The following is a 22068-nucleotide window of genomic DNA, read 5'->3' as shown; positions in this document are numbered from 1 at the left end:
CCGTAGGATGGGTTGAGCCTGCGATACCCATCGGTGAGCCTCCGGATTTGAGGGGTATCGCTGCGCTCAACGCCATCCTACGGGTGGTGTGTGGGTGAGCTTTGCGTCCGTAGGGTGGATGACGCTTTTTTCATCCACCGATGCCGCCACTCGGTGGATTGATGAAGCGTGATCCACCCTACGAATCGGGATCCGCGCCGGGGCGGTGCCGTAGGATGGGTTGAGCCTGCGATACCCATCGGTGAGCCTCTGGGGTTGATGGGTATCGCCTCGCTCAACGCCATCCTACGGGTGGTGTTGGTGATGAGGCTTTGCGTCCGTAGGGTGGATGACGCTCTTTTCATCCACCGATTGCCGCCGCTCGGTGGATCGTGTCCACCAAGAGGCAAAGTCGAACCGGCGGCGTTCGGTACACTCTGATGCTCCACCCCTGCCCGCGAGCCGTGCATGCCGAACCCCGCGCCATCCGATGCCTTGTCATCCCTTCCGCTCGTACTCGCTGGCCCTTTGCTGCGCCGGCTGGAGGCTTCGCGGCTGGTGATCTGGCTGGTCGGCAGCGAGCCGCTGGCGCTGCGCCTGGCATTGCAGCCCGAAGGCGAGGCGGAACGTTCCGTGACACTGGCTGGCGAATCCTGTCGTCAGCTACGGATCGGCACCTCGGCCTGGCTGCACCTGATCGATGTTCCGCTGGACGCACCGCTGCCGGTTGATCGCTTGATCGAATACGACCTGCTGATCCGGCAAGACGGCGCCGAGCAGGGCATTGCCGATTGGGCCCCGCATCTGATCCACGGGGGCGCAAGCCGTCCGGCCTTCGTCATCCGTTCGCGCTACGACGACCTGCTGCACGGTTCCTGCCGTAAGCCGCACCACGCCTCGGCTGATGGGCTGGTGGCTGTCGATACGCTGCTGGCCGAGGCGCGATACGCGCCTGAGCGCTGGCCGGCGGCGCTGTTGATGACCGGTGATCAGGTCTATGCCGATGATGTTGCCGGACCAATGCTGGTGGCGATCCATGCGCTGATCCGCCGGCTCGGGCTCTACGGCGAATGCCTGGAGGGCGCCACCGTCGCCAGCAGCGAGGAGTTGATGGCGCACCCGGCGACCTACTACCAGCGCGAGCAATTGCTGCCGGCTTTCAAGTCCAACGAGGCCCTGCGCGAACGCTTTTTCGGTGGCGTCGAGAAGCCGGTGTTCACCACGTCGAGCGCACACAACCATTTGGTCTCGTTGGGCGAAGTGCTGGCCATGTACCTGCTGGTCTGGTCGCCGGTGCCCTGGACGCTGATCGAGCTGCAGATGCCTGCGCTGGACGAGGAAATGGCGCAGCGCTACGCCTGCGAAGCGGTGTGCATCGAGTCGTTCCGCAAGGGTTTGCCTGAGGTTGCGCGGGGGCTTGCGCATCTGCCGTCCCTGATGATTTTCGACGACCACGACATCACCGATGACTGGAACCTCAGCGCGCGTTGGGAGGAGACTGCCTACGGCCATCCGTTCTCTCGGCGCATCGTCGGCAATGCGCTGCTCGGTTACTTGCTGTGCCAGGCCTGGGGCAATGCGCCGGATGCCTGCGTCACCTCGTTGCAGGCGGTCGAGACGTTGCTGGCAAGCGGCGAGGGCGGTCAACTCGACTGCGCGCTGCATGACGGCGTGGTGGACGAGCTGCTGCAGCGCGGCGACTGGGGTTATGTCATTCCCAGCGAACCAGCACTGGTGGTGCTCGATACCCGCACCCGGCGCTGGCGCAGCGAGCGTAACCTGAATCGGCCGTCGGGCCTGATGGATTGGGAGGCGCTCACCGATCTGCAGCAACACATCCTTGATCATCGCTCGGTAGTCATCGTCTCGCCGGCGCCGATGTTCGGCGTCAAGCTGATTGAAACCGTGCAGCGCGTGTTCAGCTGGGCGGGACTGTCACTGTTGGTCGATGCGGAAAACTGGATGGCCCACCGCGGCGCCGCGCAGGTGATGCTCAACATCTTTCGCCACACCCGCACGCCGGGCAACTACGTGATTCTCTCTGGCGACGTGCATTACTCCTTCGCCTACGAGGTGCATGTCCGCGGCCGAGCGGAAGGGCCGAAGATCTGGCAGATCACCAGCAGTGGCGTGAAAAACGAGTTCCCGCGGCGCTTGCTGGATCTGTTCGACCGGCTCAACCGCTGGCTGTACTCGCCGCGCTCCCCGCTCAACTGGTTCACCAAGCGCCGAAAGGTGCGGGTCCAGCCGTGGCTGCCCAGCCGCAGCCGTGCCGGCGAGCGCCTGTGGAATGGTTCGGGCATCGGCCGCATCCGGCTTGATGCAGACGGCCGCCCGAATCGGGTGGAACAGATCAATGCCGACGGCTCACCGCCGGTTACCTTTGCGCCCGAACGCGACCGGGGAACTAGCTGAAGGCCGCGCGCAGCGCCGGCAGCGTGGCGTAGTAATAGGCCGGCGATTCGGCCATCAGCTCGGCGTGGCTGCCGAAGCCGTAACCCACTGCAGCCGCCTGCAAGCCGTTGCGGTGAGCGCCGATCAGGTCGTGCTTGCGGTCGCCGATCATCAGCGTCCGCTCTGCATCCAGCCTTTCCTCTGCAATCAGGTGCGCCAGCAGCTCGACCTTGTTGGTGCGGGTGCCGTCCAGCTCACTGCCGTAGATCACTTTGAAGTGATGGTCGAAGGCGAAATGCCGGGCGATCTCGCGGGCGAATACCGATGGTTTGGATGTCGCCACATAAAGCGTCCGGCCTTGTCCGCGCAGGTGTTCAAGCATTTCCAAAACGCCTTCGAACAGCAGGTTTTCATACAGGCCGACCGTCTTGAAACGCTCGCGGTAGTGCCCGACCGCTTCCCAGGCGCGGGCTTCGTCAAAGCCGTAGAACTCCATGAAGGCCTGCAGCAGCGGCGGCCCAATGAAGGGTTCGAGCTTGGTCAGTTCCGGCTCTTCGATGCCGAGCTTGGCCAGCGCATGCTGGATCGAGCGGGTGATGCCTTCGCGCGGGTCGGTGAGGGTGCCGTCGAGGTCGAAGAGGATGGTCGAATGATGCATGAAGGCGAGCCGGCTGCTGGGTGGCCGCCGATTGTCCCGCACTCGGCGCTTAGCCGGCAAACCAGAGCACCGGCAAGCGTGGGCTCGGCGCAAGGGATCAGCGGGCAGCGCATCGAGGTGTTTGGCGGGATGCTTTCTTGAACGTCGCCATGATCGCCAGCAAGCTGGCTCCTACGGATCACCAATAGCGCAATCTGGAATTCAATCCGGATTGGATCAGCAACCGCGCCAGAGTCGCAGGGCCTTGAACTGAACATGGCACTGCCTTTCGTAGGAGCCAGCTTGCTGGCGATCCGCTACGAACATGTCAGTCAGCGTACGCCTGCTCCAGATGCTGATCCTTCAGCTTCACGTAATTACCCGCGGTATAGCTGAAAAAGCTGCGCTCCTTGTCCGTCAGCGGCCGGGCTTGTTTCACCGGGCTGCCGACGTAGAGAAAGCCGCTTTGCAGGGTCTTGCCCGGCGACACCAGGCCGCCGGCGCCGATGATCACTTCATCCTCGACCACCGCGCCGTCCATCACGATCGAACCCATGCCCACCAAGATTCGGCTGCCCAGGGTGCAGCCGTGCAGGGTGACCTTGTGGCCGACGGTGACTTCATCACCAATGGTCAGCGGGAAGCCATCCGGGTTGAAGGGGCCGGCGTGGGTGATGTGCAGCACACTGCCGTCCTGGATGCTGGTGCGCTTGCCGATGCGGATACGGTGCATGTCACCGCGGATTACGGTCAACGGCCAGACGGAGCTGTCTTCGCCAATTTCGATGTCGCCGATAAGCACCGCACTGGGGTCGACGAAAACGCGTTCGCCGAGTGTTGGCGTGTGGCCCTGATAGGTTCGGATGCTCATGAATTGCTCCTGTAGCTCAAAAAGGATTGGGCGTTTCTAGTGGACAGGCCCAGCGGCGGAACTGCTGCCGGGCCGGAAGAACTCGCCCGGCGTGGCGCCGAACTGTTCGCGAAACGCGGCGATGAAGGCCGACAGGGACTCGTAGCCGCAGCCCAGCGCGACGTCGGTGACCCGCTCGCCGCGCTCCAGCGCCGGCAGTGCGCTGAGCAGCCGCAAGCGTTGGCGCCAGGCACGGAAGGTCAGCCCGGTCTCGCGAAGAAACAAGCGGCTAAGGGTACGTTCGGAAACCCCCAGGGTTCGGCTCCAATCGGCCAGCCCTTCCTGGGATTCCGGCTGTGTCTGCAAGCTTTTGCACAGCTGCTGCAGGCGTGGTTCGGCCGGCAGCGGCAACACCAGCTCGACTTCCGGCGCGCAACCCAGCTGGTCCAGCAGTACCTGCACCAGGCGACCTTCCGCGCCGTCTTCGGCATAGGCTTCAGGCAGGGTGCTGAAATGTCGGATCAGCTCGCGCAGCAAGGGGCTCACCTGCAGTACCCGACAATGCTCCGGCGCAACGCCCGCTACACTGCGATCGATGTACAGGCTGCGGATGCAAGTATCCGGCGCGCAGAACACCTGATGAGTGACGCCTGCCGGAATCCATACCGCGCGCAGGGGTGGGGCGATGAAGCGGCCGCGGTCGGTCCGTACCTCAAGCACGCCTTCGACTGCATGAGAAAGCTGCACCCAGGGATGGCTGTGGCGGTAGCCGAGCTTGAGGTTGGGCGGTGAGTCCAGCTGGCCGTAGACCGGTCGCGGCAGCGCTTTAAGCTCGCTGAGACGGGTGATGAGGACGGCTTCTTGTCCGATTGGCGACATTTCGTGCCTGCTTGGCGTTAGTCGGAAGGCGCTGTCAACGGTAAGGTCCATTCCTGTTGCCCGCAAGCCCCAAGGAAATTCCAATGGCCAAGCTCCGCCTGCTCTTCGATAACTTCACCCTGGCCCTGCTCGCGGTGGTCGCGATTGCCACGCTGTTTCCCTGCGAAGGGCAGGTCGCGGTGTTCTTCGAGTGGCTCACCGCTGCGGCCATCGCGCTGCTGTTCTTCATGCACGGCGCCAAGCTGTCGCGTGAAGCGATCATTGCCGGTGCCGGTCACTGGCGCCTGCACCTGCTGGTCTTCGCTTGCACCTTCGTGATGTTTCCGTTGCTGGGGTTGGCGCTCAAGCCCGTATTGACGCCCATGGTCGGCACCGAGCTGTACCTGGGTATGCTCTATCTCTGCGCGCTGCCGGCCACAGTGCAGTCAGCCATTGCGTTCACTTCGCTGGCGCGTGGCAACGTCCCGGCGGCGATCTGCAGCGCGGCGGCGTCCAGCCTGATCGGCATTTTCCTCACCCCGTTGCTGGTATTGCTGCTGATGGGCGTCGAGGGCGAGACCGGCTCGACCCTGGACTCCATCGGCAAGATTGTCCTGCAGTTGCTGGTGCCCTTCATAGCCGGGCAGATCGCGCGGCGCTGGATTGGTGCCTGGGTGACGCGCAACAAGACTTGGCTCAAGACCGTCGATCAAAGCTCCATCCTGCTGGTGGTCTACACCGCGTTCAGTGGCGCGGTGGTCGACGGTTTGTGGCAGACCGTGCCGCTCGGTCATCTGCTGGGATTGACCGTGGCCTGCTGCTTGTTGCTGGCGATCGTCTTGTGGCTGACCAGCGTGCTGGCCAAGGTGTTTGGTTTTAACCTTGAAGACCGCATCACCATTCTGTTCGCCGGTTCGAAGAAGAGCCTGGCGACGGGCGTGCCGATGGCCCAAGTGCTGTTTGCCACCAGCGCGGTCGGCATGATCATCCTGCCATTGATGCTCTTCCATCAGATCCAGCTGATGGTCTGCACGGTGCTGGCGCAGCGCTATGCCCGCCGTCCCGAGCTTCCCGCGGAATCGCATGCGGCGTCGTAGGTGCCGCGTGCATTGATCGCGAGCAAGCTCGCTCCTACAAGAGCCCTGTTGCGGCCCCCGCCGCATTGAGGAACTGTCGCAAACCGAAGGAGCTAGGGGGAGGCCGAGTCCTTGCTGGCGATCTCTGGCATAGGCACGCGGAAGCGGCCTGCCATGAGCGGAGCACTTGATCGCCAGCAAGCTGGCTCCTACAGAAGAGGTACGGCGGAATCCGCGCCGCAGGGCATATCGGACAGTTGTGTTTCTGAGATCCGGCTGTACACACCGTGCTGTCGCAAACCGAAGGAGCTAGGGGGAGGCCGAGTCCTTGCTGGCGATCTCTGGCATAGGCACACGGAAGCGGCCTGCCATGAGCGGAGCACTTGATCGCCAGCAAGCTGGCTCCTAGCAAGAGCGGTATCACGGAACCCGCGCAGCAGGAAATCGTCGCAGTTATTACAGGCACTCGGTCGGAGAGGCGGGTTCGTTGATGGCGCTTGGCGGCACCAACTTGATCGCTCAAGTCCTGCGATGCCGTTAACCATAGCGCCACTCTATCGCGCCGTTTGCTGGCTGCGCGGCCGGGCAATTGGCTTTAACATGCCTGGCTGATCACTTATTCAAGGGGCAACTGCCGTGACCGATACCAATCCGCTGCTTCGGGATTTCGACCTGCCACCTTATTCCGAGATCCGCCCCGAGCATGTCGAGCCGGCGGTGGACACCATTCTTGGCGACAACCGCGTCGCCCTGCAGGAACTGCTCAGCCGGCCTGCCGAAAGCCTCGACTGGAGCACCCTGGTGGTGGGCCTGGACGAGATGAACGAGCGCCTCAGCCGCGCCTGGGGTCCGGTCAGCCACCTCAATGCGGTGCGCAACAGCGCTGAATTGCGCAGCGCCTACGAGGCCTGTCTGCCCAAGCTATCTGCCTACGCCACTGAACTCGGTCAGAACGCCGAGCTGTTTGCTGCCTATCAGGCGCTGTCGCTGAGTCCGGAAGCCGACGGCTTCGATGTCGCGCAGAAGACCATCCTCGAACATGCGCTGCGCGATTTCCGCCTGTCCGGTATTGACCTGCCGCCCGCCGAGCAACAGCGTTTCGGCGCGATCCGCATGAAGCTCTCCGAGCTGGGCAGCACCTTTTCCAATCAGTTGCTCGACGCGACCCAGGCCTGGACCAAGCACGTCACCGATGAAAGCCTGCTGGCCGGCATCACCGATTCGTCCAAAGCGCAGATGGCGGAGGCCGCCAAGGCCAAAGAGCTGGACGGCTGGCTGATCAGCCTGGAATTCCCCAGCTACTTCGCCGTGATGACTTACGCCGACAACCGCGCGCTGCGCGAAGAGGTCTATGTTGCCTATTCCACCCGCGCCTCCGATCAGGGGCCGAATGCCGGCCAGCTCGACAACGGCCCGGTGATGGAGCAGATCCTCGACCTGCGCCAGGAACTGGCCAAGCTGCTTGGCTTTGGCAACTACGCCGAGCTGTCGCTGGCGACCAAGATGGCCGAGAGCACCGATCAGGTGCTGGGCTTCCTGCGTGACCTGGCCCAGCGCAGCAAGCCGTTCGCCGAGCGCGACCTCAAGGAGCTGCGCGCTTTTGCCGCCGAGCACGGCATCACCGATATGCAGAGCTGGGACGTCAACTACTTCGGCGAAAAGCTGCGCCAGGCGCGCTACAGCCTGAGCCAGGAAGAGCTGCGTGCCTACTTCCCCGTGGATAAGGTGCTGTCCGGCCTGTTCGCCATCGTCAAGCGCCTCTACGGCATCGAGATTCACGAGCTGGAAGACTTCGACAGCTGGCATCCGGACGTTCGCCTGTTCGAGATCCGCGAGAAGGGCGAGCATGTCGGGCGCTTCTTCTTTGACCTCTATGCGCGGCCCAACAAGCGCGGCGGTGCGTGGATGGACGGCGCGCGCGACAAGCGCCGCACGTGCCTGGGCACGCTGCAGACGCCTGTGGCCAATCTGGTCTGCAACTTCACCCCGCCTGTAGGCGAGCGCCCGGCGCTGCTGACTCACGATGAAGTCACCACACTGTTCCACGAGTTCGGCCATGGCCTGCATCACCTGCTGACCCAGGTCGAGCACGCTGGCGCCTCGGGCATCAACGGCGTGGCCTGGGACGCCGTCGAGTTGCCGAGCCAGTTCATGGAGAACTGGTGCTGGGAGCCTGAAGGCCTGGCGCTGATTTCCGGTCACTACCAGACCGGCGAGCGGCTGCCGCAGGACAAGCTGGACCAGATGCTGGCGGCAAAGAACTTCCAGTCCGGGCTGGTGATGGTGCGGCAGCTGGAATTCTCGCTGTTCGACTTCGAGCTGCACGCTACCCACGGCGACGGCCGCAGCGTGCTCGACGTGCTGGAAAGCATCCGTGACGAAGTCTCGGTGATGCGTCCGCCGGCCAGCAATCGCTTCCCCAACAGCTTTGCCCACATCTTTTCCGGCGGTTACGCGGCCGGTTACTACAGCTACAAGTGGGCCGAGGTGCTGTCCTCCGACGCCTTCTCGCGTTTCGAAGAGGAGGGCGTGTTCAACGCCGATACCGGCCGCGCCTTCCGGGATGCCATCCTCGCGCGTGGAGGCTCGCAGGAACCCATGGTGCTGTTCGTCGACTTCCGTGGCCGTGAGCCGTCCACCGACGCCTTGCTGCGCCATCTCGGCCTGACCGAGGAAGTGGCATGAGCGACCATTCCGAGGTGACCACGAAACGCTTTATCGCCGGAGCCGTGTGCCCGGCGTGCAGCGCTTCTGACAGCATCAAGATGTGGGACGTCGATGGCGTCCCGCATCGCGAATGCGTGGAATGCGGCTACGCCGATACGCTCAATGCCCAGGGTCAGTCGGTGCCGTCTGAGCTCGGCACGCGCGTTAACCACGCCAAGCCGAAGGCGGCGGATCCGCAGGTCCAGGCGGTGCAGTTCTTTCCCAACCCAAAGCTGAAGAAAAAACCCGACTGACAGACTGGAGATCGCCATGTGGCATATCACCTGTGGCGATCTCGCCGCTGACAGCGTCCGGCAGCTGTTGGCCGAGGGCAATGAGGTTCTCAACCTGCGCGACGACCTGGCTGTCGGGCCGCTCGCTGATATCGAATCCCCGCCATGCGAGACACGCATGGCGTTCTGGGAGGGCGTCTGGCCTGTCGGGTTGGAGCCTCGTCCGGATTTCTCGGGCATTGCCAGCGATGCTGAGTGGCTGGCGCGGCTGCCTGACCAAGCGCGGCAAATAACGATCTGGCATGGCGACAGCGCCTCTGAACAGTTGATGCTGGCGCGGGTGGCGGCGGCCCTTGAAGGATCATCGATTCCGCTGTATGAGGTCGCCTGTGGCACCGGTGACAGTCGAGTCGGCACGCGTATGGCGGTGTCCATGCATGCACCGGATGCGCTGGCAGCGCTGTACCAACCTCGCCTCGTTGCGCCTGGTCGCATCGCCGAACTCGCTGGCCAATGGCGGGCCGCCGTTAAAGAGAACGCAGCCATACGTCGCTGGATCGACGGGCGTTTCGTCGGTGAAGACCACTCGCGGATTGACAGCGAGCTGCAGGCGGCCTGCAGCAATGACTGGATGCCGCTGGCCCGCGCCATGGCCGAGGTCATGGCCCATTGCAACGGCTTCTTCGCGACCGACCTGTTCCTCTACTGGCGCGCCCGTGAGCTGGCGAAACGTGGCTTCATTGAATTCAGCGACGATGCGCAAGCCGGGTACAGCAAGCTGCAGGTGCGGCGCTCTCCTAACTGAGCGCGAGCTGAGCAGGGCCGGGATCGGTGCGTAACCGGAAACGGTTCACCAACGGGAGGCGCCTATCGGGCGCCAAGCCGTATCCCCAAACTGCCGAACAGCAGCGCTGAGGTCATATTGATGAAATGCAAAAGGCGACTCCTGACGCTTGGTCTGCTTGCCTTCGTATCGCTGCAATCGCTTGCAGAGCCAGGCATATCGACCCTTGAAGCCACGCGGAGCGAATGGTCGACCTATCGTTTCCCGTTGCTCGAAGGCGAATCGAAGGCGTCGGAGCGGATCAATATCTACCTGCACGCCTTCGAACTCGACGGGCTGCCAGGTCGCTTCGAGCAGTCGCCGTTCGAGCGGGTCTGGCCGCAAGAGGACGTAGGGCAGGGTGTCGTCAGCCTGGATTATGAGATCCATGCCAAGACCCCTGGCTTCCTATCGCTGGCGATCATTGGTGAATACTACGGGCCCTATCTCAGCCTGGGCCGCAAAGACTACGCGTTCGACCTCGCCGATGGCTCGCCCCTCTCGTTGTCACAATTATTCAGCGAGCAGGGGCTGCAAAACATGCGGCGGCGCATCAGCCAGGCGCGGGTCGAGCGTCTCGAAACATTCCTGGCCCAGCTTTCAGCGAACAGCGCCAGCGCTGACGACGCCGAGACGGCCGAAATCCAGCGCGGGATGTACGAAGAATGCTTGCCGCGCCATCGCGAGACCAATCTTGACCATAGCCGACTTTTACTCGGGCCAACGCAACTGACCCTGGTTGCCGGACGCTGCTCGGCTCATGCGGTCCGCGCGCTGGATGATCTAGGCGAATTTTCGAACAGTTTCGCTTACACCGATCTTGCGCAGGAGCTGAGTCCGTACGGGCGATGTCTGCTACTGGAACAGCGCAGCGATTGCCGGGACCTGTCGAAGCCGCAGATAAGCGGCGTCTACCGCGGCGTAGTAAACGGGCGCCAGCGAATAACCTTAGTCATCGCGCCGCCCGACGCCGGTGGCTCATCCAGGGCATTCAGTTTCCGAAATGAAGACGCCTCCAGGGTAGAACTCTCTGCGAGGCAAGAGCCCGACGCGGGTCGAATCCTGCTTCGAGAGCAGAACGCGAGACCCGCGCTGTTCGAGCTTCTGCTAGAGCGCGACGGTCAACTCAGTGGCACGTGGCAGGAGAAAGCCGGGCCTCAGGTTCCCGTCGAGCTACGCTGATCGCGTCAGCTCCACGATGATCATTGGTGACGTTAAGCCTCGTTTGTCGGAAGCCGAGGCAGGCGCTGAATATGACCGTATACTGTATGCATAAACAGTATACAGGCGCCGCTTATGTCTCATCACATACCCCTCTCCACGCTGCGCGGCCGCGGCACCGCGATCAATCCGGACAACCGTTTCGCCCCGACCCGCAGCGAGGCGTATGACGACGGCTGGGAACAAGACGTGCCGCCAACGCGCGCTACCGAAGTCCGGTTCGAGACGGCCAAGAGCGTGCTTACCCGTAACCAGTCGCCAGACGTGGGCTTCGACCGTTCTGTGAACCCCTATCGGGGCTGTGAGCACGGCTGCATCTACTGTTTCGCGCGGCCGAGCCACGCGTACTGGGATATGTCGCCCGGTATTGATTTCGAAACACGGCTGATCGCCAAGACCAACCTCGCCGAGCGCCTTGAGCAGGAACTCTCCAAACCCGGCTACGTGCCGCAGCCCATCGCGCTGGGGGTAAACACCGATGCCTATCAGCCACTCGAACGCGAGCAACAGCTGACGCGTCAGGCGCTGGAAATCCTGCTGCGCTTCAAGCACCCGGTACACATCATCACCAAGGGTTCGCTGGTGCTGCGCGATCTCGATCTGCTGGTGCCGCTGGCCGAGCAGCGACTGGTCAGCGTTTCGGTCAGCCTGACCACGCTGGATGACGAGCTCAAACGCATCATGGAGCCGCGCGCGGCGTCGCCTTCGGCGCGGCTGCGCGTGTTGCGCACGCTGCATCAGGCAGGCGTGCCGGTGAGCGTGATGTGCGCGCCGATGATTCCGATGATCAACGACATGGAGCTGGAACGCATGCTCGAAGCAGCGCGGGAAGCCGGTGCGCGCTCGGCTGGCTATGTGCTGCTGCGGTTGCCGCACGAAGTGGCGACACTGTTCGATGAGTGGCTGCAGGAGCATTTTCCGCAGCGGGCCGCCCATGTGATGAGCCTGGTCCGGCAGTCGCGCGGCGGTAAGGATTACGACAGCCGTTTCGGCAGCCGCATGCGCGGTGAAGGGCAGTTCGCCCAGCTGCTCGCCCAACGTTTTCAACTGGCCTGCAAGCGGCTGGGCTACAACCGTCGTAACCAGAACGATGGGCTGGATTGCAGCCGTTTCGCCGTGCCGGGCTCGCAGATGTCGCTGCTCTGAAGGATGGTCACCACGCAGGCGGGTGACGGGTGCCATCATTCGGCAATCGGTCACTCGTCTGTAAATGCCGTTCTAGAGCGGTTCGTTCAGTTTCACTTAAGTCTCGCTGATTAGCCTCGTGGCAAATGTGACCAGGCAGTCACGGGGCTGCTAGTCGGCCTCCTGACCCTGGCGCGCCTTGCCCCTGCATCAGGAGACCAGCCCCATGCGTCACTCAAGCACTGCTCGTGTCGAGCCAGCCCAATTACGGGCGCGCGGCGAAAGCGCCGATGAGTCCTTCGCTCATCTCGTCGATGGCTTTCGCCGCTTCCGTACCGAGGTCTACCCCGAACAGCAAGCGCTGTTCGCGCGGCTGGCAAAGGCCCAGCAACCGCGTGCGATGTTCATCACCTGTGCCGACTCGCGCATTGTTCCAGAGCTGATTACCCAGAGTTCGCCAGGCGATCTGTTCGTCACCCGCAACGTCGGTAACGTGGTGCCGCCTTACGGGCAGATGAATGGCGGCGTCTCCAGCGCCATCGAATACGCGGTGATGGCGCTCAACGTGCAGCACATCATCATCTGCGGCCACTCCGATTGCGGCGCGATGAAAGCGGTGCTCAACCCTGACGGGCTGCAGCGGATGCCAACCGTAAAGGCTTGGCTGCGGCACTGCGAGGTAGCGCGCAGCATGGTCGAGGCCAACTGCAACTGTGCGGTCGAAGAGTCACTCGGAGTGCTCACCGAGGAGAACGTCGTCGCTCAGCTCGACCACTTGCGTACCCATCCCTCCGTGGCTGCCCGGCTGGCGGGTGGCCAGCTGTCGATTCATGGTTGGGTGTATTGCATTGAGACCAGTGAAATCCTCGCGTACGACGCCAGCGCCGGCCGTTTCGCGCCGCTCGACGGTGACGGACCCATGCCAGTGGCCACGCCTGCGCCGCGCTATCTGCAGGCCTAAGCCATTCGCTGTCGGTGATGCCGACCCGTATCGCCATCCACCGGGCGCGATGACAAGCGCGCCATGGTGTGTCCGAGGATTTATTAATGAATGCAGAAACGATCAAAGCAACCCTGCCACGCGATCTCATGGCGTCGGTGGTGGTTTTTCTGGTGGCGCTGCCGCTGTGCATGGGCATTGCCATCGCGTCCGGCATGCCGCCGGCGAAGGGCGTGGTGACTGGCATCATCGGTGGGCTGGTGGTGGGCTGGCTCTCAGGCGCGCCGCTGCAAGTCAGCGGTCCGGCTGCCGGCCTGACGGTGCTGGTGTTCGAGCTTGTGCAGCAATATGGCGCGGCCATGCTTGGGCCGATCCTGCTGCTAGCCGGTGCGCTTCAGCTGCTGGCGGGGCGTCTGAAACTGGGGTGCTGGTTCCGGGTCACGGCACCTGCGGTGGTCTACGGAATGTTGGCCGGTATCGGCATTCTGATCGTGCTTTCACAGCTGCACGTGATGATGGATGCCAGGCCGCAAGCGTCGGGGCTGGATAACCTCAGTGCGTTCCCCGCCGCGTTGTGGGCAGCGCTGCCGTTTGCAGGAGATGGTGACGGCCTGGTTGCGGAGTCTCTGGGGCTGCTGACCATCGCCTGCATGTGGGCGTGGGATCTGTTGAAGCCGCAACGGTTGCGTTTACTTCCTGGCGCATTGCTGGGCGTCGCGGCGGCAACGCTGGTGGGCTTGTGGATGGGGCTCGACGTGCGCCGTGTCGAGGCGCCGGACAACCTTGCCGATGCCATTACCTGGCTGCGGCCGGCCGATCTGCTGGCCTTCGCCGACCCCGGTCTGCTGGTTGCGGCATTGGCCGTGGCTTTTATCGCCAGTGCCGAAACGCTGTTGTCCGCTGCTGCGGTCGATCGCATGCATCAGGGGCCGAGAGCCGACTTTGACCGTGAGCTCTCGGCGCAGGGCATCGGCAACATGCTCTGCGGGCTGCTCGGCGCGCTGCCGATGACTGGCGTGATCGTGCGCAGCTCGGCCAACGTACAGGCAGGTGCCCGGACCCGGTTTTCGGCCATGCTGCATGCGGTCTGGCTGCTGGCGGCCGTGGTGCTGCTCGCTGCGCTGCTAGAGCGCATTCCCGTGGCGAGCCTGGCTGGCGTTCTGGTCTATACCGGGCTCAAGCTGATCGACCTGAAAGCGCTGCGCCAGTTGGGCCGTTACGGCCGCATGGCCATGCTCATCCATGTCGCCACTGCACTGACCATCGTCGCCACCGACCTGTTGACGGGTGTGCTGGTGGGCTTCGCCCTGACGCTGATGCAGCTGGCCTGGCAGGCTTCGCGCTTGAAAATCAATTTGGTTCAAGACGGACGTCGGGTCGAGTTGCGCATGCAGGGCGCGGCGACCTTTCTCAAAGTGCCGCAGCTGTCGCGCGCGCTGGCAGGGGTGCCGCAAGACGCCTGGCTGCATGTGCCGATGGAGCATCTGCGCTATATCGACCACGCCTGCATGGAGCTGCTGGACGAGTGGCAGCGCTCTAACAAGGGCAACGGCGCTCGGCTGGTCATCGAGCCACGGGCATTGGTCCGACGGGTGGAAGGTGGGCGCCGACAGGCTGCATATCTCGGCGCGCTATCGGAGGGGAACTAATCACAGCGGCGAGCCCCTGATCTTCAGACACAGGCGTGCGTTCGGCGCGCCTTTCTGCCAGCAGCGCATCGGTGGTCCCGGTGCGCTGCTGTTCGTTCTGGAGGACTGAGTTGGAAGTCTTTATCGATCTGCTGCAATGGCCGGCAATGGTGGTGACGGTACTGGCAGCCTGGCTGATTGGCTCACTGAAGCCGCGCCGCCGCACCGTCGGTTTCTGGTGTTTTCTGCTGAGCAATCTGCTCTGGGTGATCTGGGGCTGGCATGCCGAGGCCTGGGCGTTGATCACACTGCAGGTGTGCCTGGCGCTGATGAATATCCGTGGCGTGAAGAAGAACGACCACGATGCGGCACAGGCCGAAGCGAGCCCTGGTACCTGACTAAATTGCCAGTCCGGGATCGCTGTCTATACTCCGATCGTAAGCGTACCGATTGATTCCGACTGCGCGTGCAAAGCGAGGACTGGCAACCAGGAATTGGGGGGAGCCAGATCGGAGCGTGGTCAGGCTGTCGTAGCGAGCGTTTTGCTCAGCTCTGCGGCCGGACAGGCGGTCGGCGGGATAACAAGAACCATAAGGGGAACCCGCAATGTCGCGACATCCACGAGCCTGGATGGGGATTGGATTGTGTTCGCTATTCAGCCAGGCGCAGGCGGCCTGGGACGTGAATATGCGTTCCGGTGCCACAGACGTCAGCCGCTCCGTTTTCGATCTGCACATGACCATCTTCTGGATCTGCGTGATCATCGGCGTGCTGGTGTTCGCGGTAATGTTCTGGTCGATGTTCGCTCACCGTCGCTCCAAGCGGCTGGAGTCGGCGCATTTCCACGAGAACACCAAGGTCGAAGTCCTCTGGACCATCATTCCTCTGTTGATTCTTGTCGGCATGGCGGTGCCGGCCACCCGCACGTTGATCCACATCTACGACTCCACCGAATCGGATGTGGATATCCAGATCACCGGCTATCAGTGGAAATGGCACTACAAGTACCTGGGTGAGGACGTCGAGTTCTTCAGCAACCTCACCACGCCGCGTGACGAGATCAACAACTTGGCCCCCAAGGGCGAAAACTACCTGCTCGAGGTCGATGAGCCCCTGGTGATCCCGGTCGGCGCCAAGGTGCGCTTTCTGATCACCGCCGCGGACGTCATCCATTCCTGGTGGGTGCCGGACCTAGCAGTCAAGAAAGACGCCATCCCCGGCTTCATCAACGAATCCTGGACGCGCGTCGAGGAGCCCGGCATCTACCGCGGCCAGTGCACCGAGCTGTGCGGCAAGGACCACGGTTTCATGCCCGTGGTGGTAGAGGTCAAGTCCCAGGAAGACTACGCCGCCTGGCTTGGCGAGAAGAAAGCCGAAGCCGCCAAGATCGCCGAGCTGACCAGCAAGGAATGGACGCTCGAGGAGCTGGTCGAGCGCGGCGAGAAGGTTTACCAGACCAACTGCTCCAGCTGCCACCAGGCCAATGGCGAAGGTCTGCCGCCGATGTTCCCGGCACTGAAGGGGTCCCCCATCGCCACCGGTGACGCAGCTGCTCATATCGGGATTGTGGTGAATGGCAAGAAGGGCAGCTCGATGCCGGCATTCGGCCCGCAACTCTCGGAAGTGGACATCGCTGCGGTGGTGACCTACGAGCGACACGCCTGGGGTAACGACACGGGCGACATGGTCACGCCGAAAGACGTGCTCGACTTCAAACAGGCCGAAGAAGCCAGTCAATAAGAGGAGTGGCGGCGATGAGTGCAGTGATCGACGATCATGGTCATGCCGGGCATGACCACCACCATGGCCCGGCCAAAGGGTTATCCCGCTGGCTGTTGACCACCAACCACAAGGACATCGGCTCGATGTACCTGTGGTTCAGCTTCTGCGCGTTCCTGCTGGGCGGTTCGATGGCGATGGTCATCCGCGCCGAGCTGTTCCAGCCGGGCCTGCAGATCGTGCAGCCGGAATTCTTCAACCAGATGACCACTATGCACGGCCTGATCATGGTGTTCGGCGCGGTGATGCCGGCCTTCGTCGGCCTCGCCAACTGGATGATCCCGTTGATGATCGGCGCGCCGGACATGGCGCTGCCGCGGATGAACAACTTCAGCTTCTGGCTGTTGCCGGCTGCGTTCGGCTTGCTTGTCTCGACGCTGTTCATGGAGGGCGGCGGGCCCAACTTCGGCTGGACCTTCTACGCGCCGCTGTCGACGACCTACGCGCCCGAATCCGTGACCTTCTTCATTTTTGCCATTCACCTCATGGGCATCAGTTCGATCATGGGGGCGATCAACGTGGTCGCCACCATCCTCAACCTGCGCGCGCCCGGCATGACGCTGATGAAGATGCCGCTGTTCGTCTGGACCTGGCTGATCACGGCCTTCCTACTGATTGCGGTAATGCCGGTGCTGGCGGGCGTGGTAACGATGATGCTGATGGACATCCACTTCGGCACCAGCTTCTTCAGCGCGGCCGGCGGCGGTGATCCGGTGCTGTTCCAGCACGTGTTCTGGTTCTTCGGTCACCCCGAGGTGTACATCATGATCCTGCCGGCATTCGGCGCGGTCAGCTCGATCATCCCGGCGTTCTCGCGCAAGCCGCTGTTCGGCTACACCTCGATGGTCTATGCCACAGCGGCGATCGCCTTCCTCTCGTTCATCGTCTGGTCGCACCACATGTTCACCGTTGGCATCCCGCTGACCGGCGAGCTGTTCTTCATGTACGCGACGATGTTGATCGCGGTGCCCACTGGCGTGAAGGTGTTCAACTGGGTGGCGACCATGTGGCGGGGATCGCTGACCTTCGAGGCGCCGATGCTGTTTGCCGTGGCGTTCGTCATCCTCTTCACCATCGGCGGCTTCTCCGGCCTGATGCTGGCCATCGCCCCGGCGGACTTCCAGTACCACGACACCTACTTCGTGGTGGCGCACTTCCACTACGTGCTGGTGCCCGGTGCGATTTTCGGCATCTTTGCCTCGGCTTATTACTGGCTGCCCAAGTGGACCGGGCACATGTACGACGAAACCCTGGCCAAGCTGCATTTCTGGATGAGCTTCGTCGGCATGAACCTGGCGTTCTTCCCCATGCACTTCGTCGGGCTCGCCGGCATGCCGCGGCGTATCCCCGACTACAACATGATGTTCGCCAACTTCAACATGGTCTCAAGCATCGGCGCCTTCATGTTCGGCGCGACGCAGCTCCTGTTCCTGTTCATCGTCATCAAGTGCATTCGCGGCGGCCCTGCTGCTGCGGCCAAGCCCTGGGATGGCGCCGAAGGCCTGGAGTGGAGCGTGCCTTCGCCAGCGCCGTATCACACCTTCAGCGTGCCGCCGAGCGTGGAGGAATTGCATGAACACCGTACCGGCCCCAAGCATGACTAGCCTGTCGAGTATTCGCCATGAAGGCTGAGCTGCCCCTGGGGCGCCTGATCGGGCGACTGCTGCTGGTGGTCGTGGCGATGTTCGCCTTTGGATTCGCGCTGGTGCCGATCTATGACGTGATGTGCCAGGCGTTCGGCATCAACGGCAAGACGGCGGGCGCTTATAGCGGCACGCAAAAAGTCAACGAGGCGCGGGAGGTGCGCGTGCAGTTTCTCGCCACCAATGCCTCGGGAATGCTGTGGGAATTCAAGCCAATAGCCGACCAGCTCAGCGTGAATCCAGGTTCCAGTCGGGAGATGCGCTTCATCGCCTACAACCCGACCGACAAACCCATGACGGCGCAGGCGGTACCCAGCGTGTCCCCATCCAAGGCCGCCGCCTATTTTCACAAGACCGAATGCTTCTGCTTTACCCAGCAGGTCCTGCAACCCGGTGAGCGTATCGAAATGCCGGTGCGCTTCATCGTCGACCAGGATCTGCCCGCCGATGTGCGTCATCTGACGCTTGCCTACACCCTGTTCGACATCACGTCTCGCCAACCTCCAGTCGCCGCTGCCCAGGCGTCCGTGGTGGTGGCCAAGGAGAGTCTGCAATGAGCCAACAGACCACCACGCACGAGAACTACTACGTACCTGCGCAGAGCAAGTGGCCCATCGTCGGGACGATCGCGCTGCTGACCACGGTCTACGGGTTGGGCAGCTGGTTCAATGACCTCAAGGCCGGGCGCGACGAGATCAGCGGGCCGGCGATCTTCTTCGTCGGCGCGCTGCTGATCGCCTACATGATGTTCGGCTGGTTTGGCGCGGTGGTCCGAGAAGGCCGCGCCGGCCTGTACAGCCCACAGATGGATCGTTCGTTTCGCTGGGGCATGAGCTGGTTCATCTTTTCCGAAGTGATGTTCTTTCTCGCGTTCTTCGGCGTGCTGTTCTACATCCGCTACTGGGTTGGTCCGTGGCTTGGCGGCGAGGGCGACAAGGGCGTCAGCGCCATGCTCTGGCCGAGTTTCGAATACACCTGGCCGCTGCTCAACAACCCCGATCCCAAACTCTACCCGGCGCCGGAGGGCACCATCAGCCCCTGGGGCCTGCCGCTGATCAACACCATTCTGCTGGTGACTTCCAGCTTCACTCTGACCTGGGCGCACCACGCCTTGCGCAAGGGCAACCGCAAGCAGCTCAAGCTCGGCCTGGGCCTGACGGTGCTGCTGGGGGCAATCTTCCTGATCCTGCAGATCGAGGAGTACATCCACGCCTATACCGAGCTGGGGCTGACCTTGGGCTCAGGCATTTACGGTGCGACCTTCTTCATGCTCACGGGTTTTCACGGTGCCCACGTGACCATGGGGGCAATCATTCTGACGGTGATGCTGGTGCGCAGTTTCCGCGGCCATTTCACCCCCGAGCAGCACTTCGGCTTCGAGGCGGCGGCCTGGTACTGGCACTTTGTGGATGTGGTGTGGATCGGCTTGTTCGTCTTTGTCTATGTGATTTAGCTGCACCCTAGGGGCCAAAGCCGGGCTGTAGCTGACCCGAGTAGAAGCCCCAGGCGATCAGCGCGACGGTCAATGCGGTCAGGGAAACACGAACGGAGAGGGCAGTGACCACACGCGAGGTGCGACCTTCGTCCTTGACCAGAAAGAACAGACCACTGAACAGACTGACCAGCGTGGCTACTAATAACAGAACAATCGCCGCCTTGAGCATGAGCGAGTCCGCCTTGAACAGGTGAGCTGGGGGGAACTGGGGGTGCAGTATAGCCAGTCAATTCGACACGCCGCGGGGCGTGGCATGAGCGGGTTCAAGCCCGGCCTCGTGCCGACCCTGGTGGTTTTCCTCCTGTTGCCGCTACTGGTCTGGCTGGGTATCTGGCAGCTGGAGCGCGGTGAGCTGAAGCGCGACATGCTGGCTCGTCAGGACGCGCGTCAACAAGCTGCACCGGTCGGGCCAGAGCAGATCGAGTCGCATGAGGAGCCGGCCTATAGCCGCATCTTCCTGCAGGGCAGTTTCGATGCCGAGCGCAGCTTTCTGCTCGACAGCCGTACCCGTGACGGTCAGGTAGGGGTGGAGTTGTTGCAACCCTTTCAGGATCAGCCCAGTGGTTTGTGGGTGTTGGTCAATCGTGGCTGGATTCCCTGGCCTGATCGGCGCATCCCGCCTAAGTTCGATACACCGGATCGCCCGCTGAAGCTTGCCGCCTGGATTTATGCGCCTTCAGGCAAGCCCTTCGTACTCAACAGGCGTCAGGCCGAAGGTTGGCCGCGCTTGGTCAATCACGTGGATGTCGAAGAAATCTGGCAGGTCCTTGATCGCGATGGCGTCGCTTACGAGCTGCGGCTCGAGCCGGGCCCTACGGCTTACCGCGCCGATTGGCCAGTCACCACCATGCAACCGCAGCAGCACCTGGGTTATGCCGTGCAATGGTTCGCTCTGGCGGCCGCTTTGCTGGCGTTGTTCATCTATTTTGGCGTGCATCAGGCACGGGGGACCAAGCAGTGACTGCGATGAATCCAACCTTCCAACCGACGCAACCCCAACGACGCAAGGGACGGCTGCAACTGCTGGCGATTCTCGCGGTGGTCATCGCGCCGATGCTGCTGGCGAGTGCGATGTACCGCTTCGGCTTCTGGGTGCCCGAAACCCGCAGTTACGACGGCGTACTGATCGCCAATGGCCAGGGGCGCGACGCGCTCGGTATCACGGCCCCGGTGGACGCAGAGCCACGTTGGGAATTGCTGGTGACTGCGCCTCAGGGCTGCGCCCAAGCCTGTCAGGAGCTGGTGTATCTGGCCCGCCAGATCAACATCGGCCTGGCCCGTGAAGCAGGGCGTGCCGGTCATGCACTGGCCAGCGGTACGACGCTGCTGGATGCGGCGTACGAGCAGCAACTGCAGCGCGAATACCCGCAGCTCAAGCGCTACGTCCTTCAACCTGCGGTGTATGCCGAGAACCCCGAAGCGCCGGCCGGCGCGCAACTGTGGATCGTCGACCCGCACGGCAATCTGGTCCTGCGTTATGACGAGAAGACGAAGGGCAAGGCGATCCTCGACGACCTGAAACATCTGCTGAAAATCTCCCAGATCGGTTGATTCAAGGCACTCGGCCGCCTCGCTGAAGTCCCAGATAGGTCGCCCAAGGAGTACATGATGGCAAAACCTGGATACCGCCTTGCCGTAATCGCCACGCTACTGGCCGTGGTGGTGGTATTGCTGGGTGCCTATACGCGCCTCACCCACGCCGGCCTCGGCTGCCCGGATTGGCCCGGTTGCTACGGGTTCCTTGCTGTGCCGATGAGCGAACAGGCGCAAAGCCTGGCCGCGCTTCGCTTCCCCGATGCCCCGGTAGAAGTGCGCAAGGGCTGGAATGAAATGGTGCACCGTTATTTTGCCGGTGCGCTGGGGCTGGTGATTCTCGGGCTGGCGGTGCAAGCAGTGCGACGGCGTTCACTGCCGGGCCAGCCGGTCAAATTGCCCCTGTTGCTGCTGGCGGTGGTCATCGCCCAGGCCGCGTTCGGCATGTGGACGGTGACCCTGCAACTCTGGCCGCAAGTGGTCACGGCGCATCTGCTCGGCGGCTTTGCCACCTTGAGCCTGCTGTTTCTGTTGTGCCTGCGTCTTTCCGGACGACAGCCATTCGCACCCCAGCTGCCCGGCTGGCTGAGAACCCTGGCGATGATCGGCATGTTGGCCGTGATTGCCCAGGTTGCCCTCGGCGGCTGGGTCAGCAGTAACTACGCGGCGGTGGCCTGCACGGACTTTCCCACCTGCCATGGCGAATGGTGGCCGGACATGGATTTCACCAACGCCTTCAATCTCACTCATCACGATATCGGCCCGAACTATCTCGGCGGGATGCTTTATGGCGAAGCCCGCACCGCGATTCATCTGACGCATCGGCTGGGCGCGCTTGCCGTGACGCTGATCCTGCTCACGCTCGCCTGGCAGCTGCGGCGCAACGGGCTGCCACGCCTGGCCGCGCTACTAGTTGCGGCGCTGGCTCTGCAGATCAGCCTTGGCATAAGCAACGTCCTGCTGAACCTGCCGCTGGCCGTGGCCGTTGCGCATAACGGCGGCGGCGCGCTGCTGCTTTTGGTGACCGTGCTAATCAACCATCGCTTGCGTCTGAACCCGACAGTTGCCACCGCAGCGGCGCCTCAGCCGAATCTGAATTCGAACACGACGGGCAGGCTTGACCTGCCTCGCGCTTGACCATAAGGAGA

At 62.8% G+C, this 22068-nt stretch carries 21 protein-coding genes; 17 read left to right on the top strand and 4 right to left on the bottom strand.

The genetic code is table 11. From position 1 onward, the window contains the following. Window positions 1-447 precede the first annotated feature (447 nt). Entirely contained in the window at window positions 448-2394 is a 1947-nt protein-coding gene (locus NA619_RS16820) for an alkaline phosphatase D family protein (protein WP_255963004.1), read from the top strand. On the opposite strand, the gene NA619_RS16815 is transcribed toward NA619_RS16820, so the two are convergent. The 3 genes from NA619_RS16815 to NA619_RS16805 form a co-directional block, all read right to left on the bottom strand. After that, window positions 2387-3031, bottom strand: coding sequence for an HAD family hydrolase (locus NA619_RS16815; RefSeq protein WP_255963003.1), 645 nt, complete (start codon window positions 3029-3031; stop codon window positions 2387-2389). The genes NA619_RS16820 and NA619_RS16815 overlap by 8 nt on opposite strands. A gap of 307 nt (window positions 3032-3338) precedes the next feature. Continuing rightward, window positions 3339-3881, bottom strand: coding sequence for a gamma carbonic anhydrase family protein (locus tag NA619_RS16810; protein WP_255963002.1), 543 nt, complete (start codon window positions 3879-3881; stop codon window positions 3339-3341). A 36-nt stretch (window positions 3882-3917) separates the two neighbouring features. Then, window positions 3918-4739 carry an AraC family transcriptional regulator gene (locus tag NA619_RS16805; RefSeq protein WP_255963001.1) on the bottom strand — a complete coding sequence of 274 codons (822 nt, stop codon included), beginning with the start codon at window positions 4737-4739 and terminating at the stop codon, window positions 3918-3920. Between the two features lie 83 nt (window positions 4740-4822). Here NA619_RS16805 and NA619_RS16800 point away from each other — a divergent pair, with 83 nt between their 5' ends. The 13 genes from NA619_RS16800 (at window position 4823) to NA619_RS16740 (ending at window position 19345) form a co-directional block, all read left to right on the top strand. Further along, entirely contained in the window at window positions 4823-5815 is a 993-nt protein-coding gene (locus NA619_RS16800; protein WP_255963000.1) for a bile acid:sodium symporter family protein, read from the top strand. Between the two features lie 615 nt (window positions 5816-6430). Continuing rightward, on the top strand, window positions 6431-8479 hold the full coding sequence (gene prlC, locus NA619_RS16795) for an oligopeptidase A (protein WP_255962999.1): 2049 nt from the start codon (window positions 6431-6433) through the stop codon (window positions 8477-8479). Next, on the top strand, window positions 8476-8754 hold the full coding sequence (locus NA619_RS16790; RefSeq protein ID WP_255962998.1) for a YheV family putative zinc ribbon protein: 279 nt from the start codon (window positions 8476-8478) through the stop codon (window positions 8752-8754). Before prlC ends, NA619_RS16790 begins: the two co-directional genes overlap by 4 nt. A gap of 16 nt (window positions 8755-8770) precedes the next feature. Continuing rightward, the gene (locus tag NA619_RS16785) at window positions 8771-9538 is read left to right on the top strand and encodes a DUF1835 domain-containing protein (protein WP_255962997.1); all 768 of its coding nucleotides are present in this window, start codon (window positions 8771-8773) and stop codon (window positions 9536-9538) included. Window positions 9539-9658: 120 nt separating this feature from the next. Beyond that, window positions 9659-10738, top strand: coding sequence for a hypothetical protein (locus tag NA619_RS16780; protein ID WP_255962996.1), 1080 nt, complete (start codon window positions 9659-9661; stop codon window positions 10736-10738). A gap of 114 nt (window positions 10739-10852) precedes the next feature. Beyond that, window positions 10853-11923, top strand: coding sequence for a PA0069 family radical SAM protein (locus tag NA619_RS16775; protein ID WP_255962995.1), 1071 nt, complete (start codon window positions 10853-10855; stop codon window positions 11921-11923). A 205-nt stretch (window positions 11924-12128) separates the two neighbouring features. Further along, window positions 12129-12863: a carbonic anhydrase gene (locus NA619_RS16770; protein WP_255962994.1), complete on the top strand. Its 735-nt coding sequence runs from the start codon at window positions 12129-12131 to the stop codon at window positions 12861-12863. An 86-nt stretch (window positions 12864-12949) separates the two neighbouring features. Beyond that, on the top strand, window positions 12950-14491 hold the full coding sequence (locus NA619_RS16765; RefSeq protein ID WP_255962993.1) for a SulP family inorganic anion transporter: 1542 nt from the start codon (window positions 12950-12952) through the stop codon (window positions 14489-14491). Between the two features lie 110 nt (window positions 14492-14601). Next, window positions 14602-14868 carry a hypothetical protein gene (locus NA619_RS16760; RefSeq protein ID WP_255962992.1) on the top strand — a complete coding sequence of 89 codons (267 nt, stop codon included), beginning with the start codon at window positions 14602-14604 and terminating at the stop codon, window positions 14866-14868. 208 nt (window positions 14869-15076) lie between these two features. Then, window positions 15077-16210 carry a cytochrome c oxidase subunit II gene (coxB, locus tag NA619_RS16755; protein ID WP_255962991.1) on the top strand — a complete coding sequence of 378 codons (1134 nt, stop codon included), beginning with the start codon at window positions 15077-15079 and terminating at the stop codon, window positions 16208-16210. Window positions 16211-16224: 14 nt separating this feature from the next. Then, window positions 16225-17853, top strand: coding sequence for a cytochrome c oxidase subunit I (gene ctaD / locus NA619_RS16750; RefSeq protein WP_255962990.1), 1629 nt, complete (start codon window positions 16225-16227; stop codon window positions 17851-17853). A gap of 17 nt (window positions 17854-17870) precedes the next feature. Further along, window positions 17871-18449, top strand: coding sequence for a cytochrome c oxidase assembly protein (locus tag NA619_RS16745; RefSeq protein ID WP_255962989.1), 579 nt, complete (start codon window positions 17871-17873; stop codon window positions 18447-18449). Next, window positions 18446-19345 (top strand): cytochrome c oxidase subunit 3, encoded by a 900-nt coding sequence (locus NA619_RS16740; RefSeq protein ID WP_255962988.1) that lies wholly within the window; start codon window positions 18446-18448, stop codon window positions 19343-19345. Before NA619_RS16745 ends, NA619_RS16740 begins: the two co-directional genes overlap by 4 nt. A 7-nt stretch (window positions 19346-19352) precedes the next feature. Here the strand turns inward: NA619_RS16740 and NA619_RS16735 are convergent, their stop codons facing one another. Then, a complete protein-coding gene (locus tag NA619_RS16735; RefSeq protein ID WP_255962987.1) occupies window positions 19353-19556 on the bottom strand; it encodes a twin transmembrane helix small protein in 204 nt (67 codons plus the stop codon). A gap of 84 nt (window positions 19557-19640) precedes the next feature. Here NA619_RS16735 and NA619_RS16730 point away from each other — a divergent pair, with 84 nt between their 5' ends. The 3 genes from NA619_RS16730 to NA619_RS16720 are packed head-to-tail and all read left to right on the top strand — an operon-like array spanning window position 19641 to window position 22057. Then, window positions 19641-20348: an SURF1 family protein gene (locus tag NA619_RS16730; RefSeq protein ID WP_255962986.1), complete on the top strand. Its 708-nt coding sequence runs from the start codon at window positions 19641-19643 to the stop codon at window positions 20346-20348. A gap of 5 nt (window positions 20349-20353) precedes the next feature. Then, a complete protein-coding gene (locus tag NA619_RS16725; protein WP_255962985.1) occupies window positions 20354-20938 on the top strand; it encodes a hypothetical protein in 585 nt (194 codons plus the stop codon). 57 nt (window positions 20939-20995) lie between these two features. Continuing rightward, a complete protein-coding gene (locus NA619_RS16720) occupies window positions 20996-22057 on the top strand; it encodes a COX15/CtaA family protein (RefSeq protein ID WP_255962984.1) in 1062 nt (353 codons plus the stop codon). The last annotated feature ends 11 nt before the right edge of the window (window positions 22058-22068 follow it).

The organism is Stutzerimonas stutzeri (assembly GCF_024448895.1).
Taxonomy (GTDB): Bacteria; Pseudomonadota; Gammaproteobacteria; order Pseudomonadales; family Pseudomonadaceae; genus Stutzerimonas; species Stutzerimonas stutzeri_Q.
The sequence above is the reverse complement of the archived record's forward strand: the minus strand, read 5'-3'. Positions and strand labels throughout refer to the sequence as shown.